This is a genomic window from Halanaerobium saccharolyticum (genome assembly GCF_003259895.1).
Classification (GTDB): Bacteria; Bacillota; Halanaerobiia; order Halanaerobiales; family Halanaerobiaceae; genus Halanaerobium; species Halanaerobium saccharolyticum_A.
In genome coordinates, this window is sequence record NZ_QLME01000048.1 from 1 (window position 1) to 4389 (window position 4389).

The window sequence follows — 4389 nt, forward strand, 5'->3', positions numbered from 1 at the left end:
GAATATTTTGATTCTGATAACGATAAATAATAGATCAATTTGAAATACTAAGAATCAGGAAGAATAGGACCGGACAAATGTCCTAAATGTAAATAATCCAAATCGATTTGGGTTATTTTATATAACCTCCATATAACGAAACTTTTCTTGCCTTATAAACTATAATTACTAATCTCAGGCGGCATAACAGACATATCAAAGATTTCTGCTTCTGATTCTATTAGATAAAAGAGTTTTAATTCAGGATTATCAGCTGTCTTATAAATTCCTTTAATTTCTGGATTAATATCTAAATATTTTCTTTTAAAGTAAGATCATTAACAAAATTCACTTTCCCTGTTACTCTTAAACCTACATAATCTGGCGAAGCAACTGTAAAAGCTATATTAGGATTATCCTCCATCTGTTGGTAAACCTCTTTACTCTTAGCTGTTAAAAAATAAATTTTACCATCTTCTATCAATGCTATTTGAAAAGCTCTAGCTTGTGGATTTCCCTCCTTATCCACTGTTGCAAAAGTGCTATATTTTTTAATCCAATTTTCTTTAATTCTTTCTATTTGTCATTATATTATGTATTTATTATCATAATCATGATATAATATTGATATAAAAACAAGAAAGGTGATGATTTTATGCCAATTATTAGACCTGTTTCTGACTTAAGAAATAACTTTAAAGAAATATCCGAAGTTTGTCATGAAAATGGAGAACCAGTTTTTTTAACGAAAAATGGTCGTGGTGATATGGTTGTTATGAGTATTGCTCAATTTGAAAAACAGCAGGCACTTTTAGAACTTTATAAAAAATTAGGAGAAGCTGAAAAAGAAAGCGAAAATAATACTCCTACTACTTCCCATAATGACTTAATGAAACAAATGAGGAAGAAATTAAATGAGTAGTTCACAAAAATATGAAGTTATCTATCTTCCAGCTGCCAAAAAGGATCTTAATGAAATTATTTCATATATACAAATAGAAGCTCCTGAGGCAGCATTAAACTTTTTAGACAAGATTGATGAAAATATATCACAGTTATAAGATTTCCCTTACAAAGGTAAAAAGCCAGACGATGAAAATTTAAATTCTAAAGGCTACCAAATACTTGTTATAGGAAGTTATCTTGTGTTTTATGTAGTATTTGAAAAAGAGAAAATTGTTGAAATCAGAAGAATCATACATGGTAAATGAAAATATAAATTTTTATTATAGATAAACATTTTTATTTAGCTCAATGTCACGTAACGTCCCTGGGATTTAAGAAGTTTATGAGGCTTAGGGCGACTGACTGCCCTTGCCGAATGAACTTGGATAAAGCACAGCGAAATTTTTAATCCCATGTTATATGAAGTCCCGATTATCAAATTGAACTCTATTACGTGTTATGTTATAATTAATTACGTAAAGAGGTGATACTAATGAAAAAGAAACTAACTTTAAGTATTAATGATGATCTTATTGAATTTGCCCATAATTTTTCAAAAGAAACTCATCAATCTATTTCACATATTGTTGAAGAATATCTTATTGAACTAAAAAAGAACAAGGAACAAAATTTTGAAGAACAAAAATTGCAAAAAAGAATAGAAAAACTTTATGGTGCTTTTGAAAGTAAACCTATTCCTGATAAAAAAGATTTAAGGAGAGCTTTTCATGAAAAAAATTACAATTGATATAAATATTCTCCTTGATTTTTTAAACAAACGTAATAAGCATAAACAAGCTGCTCAAATAATTGAATTGTGTAATGCAAATAAAATTCAGGGATATTTATGTGCTCATGAGATCACAACCTTGGCTTATTTTTTAATGAAAAACTATAATGATTCACAAAAAGTAAAATTTGTATTAAATGAGTTCTTAGACATGTTTAAATTAATTCCTATAACCGAAACTATATTAAGAAGATCTTTAAATTCAGAAATAAATGATTTTGAAGATGCTGTTATAGATGTTAGTTCTTATGAAAATGAAATTGACTATATAATATCAAGAAATCTTGATGATTTTAAAAAAGCTAATGTAAAATCTTTGAGTCCAACTGAATTCTTATCTATTTTTTCGAATAACTAGGGATTTCATATAACGTTACTGGGATTTGCGCTCGTGCCTGATTCCGCTAGGAACTGGCATAAAGCTTGCTTTTCCATATCCGTAATTGGTTAACCTGCAAGCTTTATGACAGAAGGCATGACGTCAATCCCATGTTATGTGAAGTCCCTTATTACTTTTTTATTTAATTTACTAATATCTGAACCATACTTCTTAACTATTTTAATTAGTTCATCCCAAAACTCAATTTTGAAATTTGCTTTCGCAAAAATATTTTTCAATAAAATAGTTTGCTGTTGACTAATATTATTAATTGAAGATTCGATAACAGATATTTCATCTGAATTATAGTTTAATCCTATTGGTTCAAAACCTTGCCACCAAGTAATTAACATACATCCAATAAATTCTGGATATTTATACATATACTCATTTACATTGAATAAAATATTTTTAATATCACCTTTAGTTCTTAACAAATCTTGAGCAGTAATAATCAATAACCAATTATTTTTTGTAGCTTGACTATATTTAGTTTCAATTTTTTGTCTTATTCTAAAAGGTTTGTGAATGTCAAATAAGATTTTACACTTTTCGTTAAATAAGATTTTACACCTAAGATTTTCCAAAAATGGTTTCTCTGTGAGTCAATCTGTAGCTGTCGCCATCTAAATTAATGATTTCGCACTTATGAATTATGCGATCCAAGATTGCAGCTGTAATTGCCTGATCACCTAATAATTCACCCCAGTCTGTTGGCCCTTTATTCGAGGTGATAATAATTGAAGTCTGACCATACAGTTTGTTTATCAGCTGGAAAAAGAGGTTAGATTCCTGTTTTTCCATAGCCATAAACATAATGTCATCGATAATTAAAAGATCACACTTTAAAACTCTATTGAGTCTAGTTTTAGAAGTTCTAATCATCTCAGCAGTTTTAAGCCAGTAAATTAAATCACTAATGTTTGCAAAAATCACTTTGTAGCCTTCGTTAATGGCATGAATACCCAATCCTATACTTAAAGAGGTTTTACCAACTCCTGTGGGGCCAAGCAGGACTATATTGTAGCCCCGCTCAAGCCAGGATAGTTCCTTAAGCTGATTAAACTGTTTTTTAGATAGAGTCTGCTGTTCTTCAAGATTAAACTCAGACAGAGGTTTATACTCTGGAAATGCAGCCTGTTTTAGGTATTTTTCCAGTCTGGCTGCTTCTCGTCCTTCAATTTCCTGATCCAGTATATACTCAACAAGTTTCTCACTGGAGAAGTCGTTTTCAACAGCATAAGATATGATTTCTGATATATTTTCAGAGGCGTTTTTTAACTTTAAAACTTTAAATTTATCTTTTAGATTTGCAATTGTGGTTATCATTTATACCTCCAGTTTTAAGAGTCAAATATCTTTTGATATACATCAAGGTCTCTTACTGCTGGTTTAGCAGCAAGTTTAGCTTTATCTTTTTCATTTAAGGCTATATTATCAGCTACCAGTAAAATATCATCATTTTCAGATTTGATTTTTTCTTTATCATAGAAATTGATAACATCTCTAAAATCACTGGCACTGTAGAGTTTATTACCAATACAGTATTCCAGTGCTTTAGCAATAGTTTCAGGCTCTCTGTTTTCTAAAGCTTTATCGATTACCTGCAGTTGATCTCTGATATATCTTGGTTTTTCTTTTCTGATTCTGGCCAGAAATTTACTCGCTTTATCATTATCAGAAAAAAGAGACACAATTTTTTCTATCAGCTTATCAATATTATCAGTTTTCTTTCTGCTGTGATCACTATTTTTAGAAAGATTACCCCTGTTTTTAAATATCTTATGTTCTGCCAGTTTAGCTGTACTTTCAAAATCATATATCAGGTATTTATCATTGTCCTCTAGCACTTTTACATAGCTTTCAGGTCCCTGATAGGTACCTAAGGGTACAGAATATCTGTTACCTTTTATCGGAATGGTATTGTCTTTTCTCACCTGATAGGTTATACTTAAGTCAGAAGAATTAGTTTTAATTTTTTCTGATACTGGCTTCAGGTATTTCTTTTCTACGGAGAATACCTGGGCTGGTATTTTTTTCGTTGTGCCGTGTTTTTTACCATTGGCACGAAGCTCAAGCCACCTACGACAATCCTCATTCCACTTCTCTAAATTGGTAAAGGTTCTGTGAGCTGCAAAGTTGTTTTTAGCATAACCGACTAAATTTTCTATACGCCCTTTTTTATGTAAAGCTTTACATAATAAGGGTTATGTAAAGTATATGATTATGTAAAGTACATTAAAATAATGTTGATATACTAGAAATTTTTGCTGGTTTACTTTACATAATTACTCTA

The 4389-nt window shown here is 30.1% G+C and carries 7 protein-coding genes and 1 pseudogene; 4 read left to right on the forward strand and 4 right to left on the reverse strand.

What is annotated here, in order from left to right; all coding sequences use genetic code 11:
• Positions 1-289: 289 nt before the first annotated feature.
• The gene (locus C7958_RS15335) at positions 290-559 is read right to left on the reverse strand and encodes a pyridoxamine 5'-phosphate oxidase family protein (protein WP_111573542.1); all 270 of its coding nucleotides are present in this window, start codon (positions 557-559) and stop codon (positions 290-292) included.
• Positions 560-634: 75 nt separating this feature from the next.
• Between C7958_RS15335 and C7958_RS15340 the strand changes: the two genes are divergently transcribed.
• The 4 genes and pseudogenes from C7958_RS15340 (at position 635) to C7958_RS15355 (ending at position 2072) form a co-directional block, all read left to right on the forward strand.
• The gene (locus C7958_RS15340) at positions 635-901 is read left to right on the forward strand and encodes a type II toxin-antitoxin system Phd/YefM family antitoxin (RefSeq protein ID WP_111573543.1); all 267 of its coding nucleotides are present in this window, start codon (positions 635-637) and stop codon (positions 899-901) included.
• A pseudogene (locus C7958_RS15990) lies at positions 894-1190 on the forward strand (type II toxin-antitoxin system RelE/ParE family toxin). Before C7958_RS15340 ends, C7958_RS15990 begins: the two are co-directional and overlap by 8 nt.
• 227 nt (positions 1191-1417) lie before the next feature.
• Positions 1418-1672 (forward strand): DUF6364 family protein, encoded by a 255-nt coding sequence (locus C7958_RS15350; RefSeq protein ID WP_073160970.1) that lies wholly within the window; start codon positions 1418-1420, stop codon positions 1670-1672.
• Positions 1653-2072 carry a type II toxin-antitoxin system VapC family toxin gene (locus C7958_RS15355; protein ID WP_111573544.1) on the forward strand — a complete coding sequence of 140 codons (420 nt, stop codon included), beginning with the start codon at positions 1653-1655 and terminating at the stop codon, positions 2070-2072. The genes C7958_RS15350 and C7958_RS15355 overlap by 20 nt, the downstream gene beginning before the upstream one ends.
• 134 nt (positions 2073-2206) lie before the next feature.
• Here the strand turns inward: C7958_RS15355 and C7958_RS15360 are convergent, their stop codons facing one another.
• From C7958_RS15360 to C7958_RS15370, 3 genes are read right to left on the reverse strand one after another with little or no spacing between them, the layout of a single operon-like run.
• Complete coding sequence (locus C7958_RS15360) at positions 2207-2680, reverse strand: hypothetical protein (RefSeq protein ID WP_111573545.1); 474 nt, start codon at positions 2678-2680, stop codon at positions 2207-2209.
• The gene (istB, locus tag C7958_RS15365) at positions 2667-3422 is read right to left on the reverse strand and encodes an IS21-like element helper ATPase IstB (protein ID WP_111573546.1); all 756 of its coding nucleotides are present in this window, start codon (positions 3420-3422) and stop codon (positions 2667-2669) included. Before istB ends, C7958_RS15360 begins: the two co-directional genes overlap by 14 nt.
• A 14-nt stretch (positions 3423-3436) precedes the next feature.
• Positions 3437-4030, reverse strand: a complete 594-nt coding sequence (locus C7958_RS15370; protein WP_111573547.1) for a hypothetical protein — start codon at positions 4028-4030, stop codon at positions 3437-3439.
• Positions 4031-4389 lie beyond the last annotated feature (359 nt).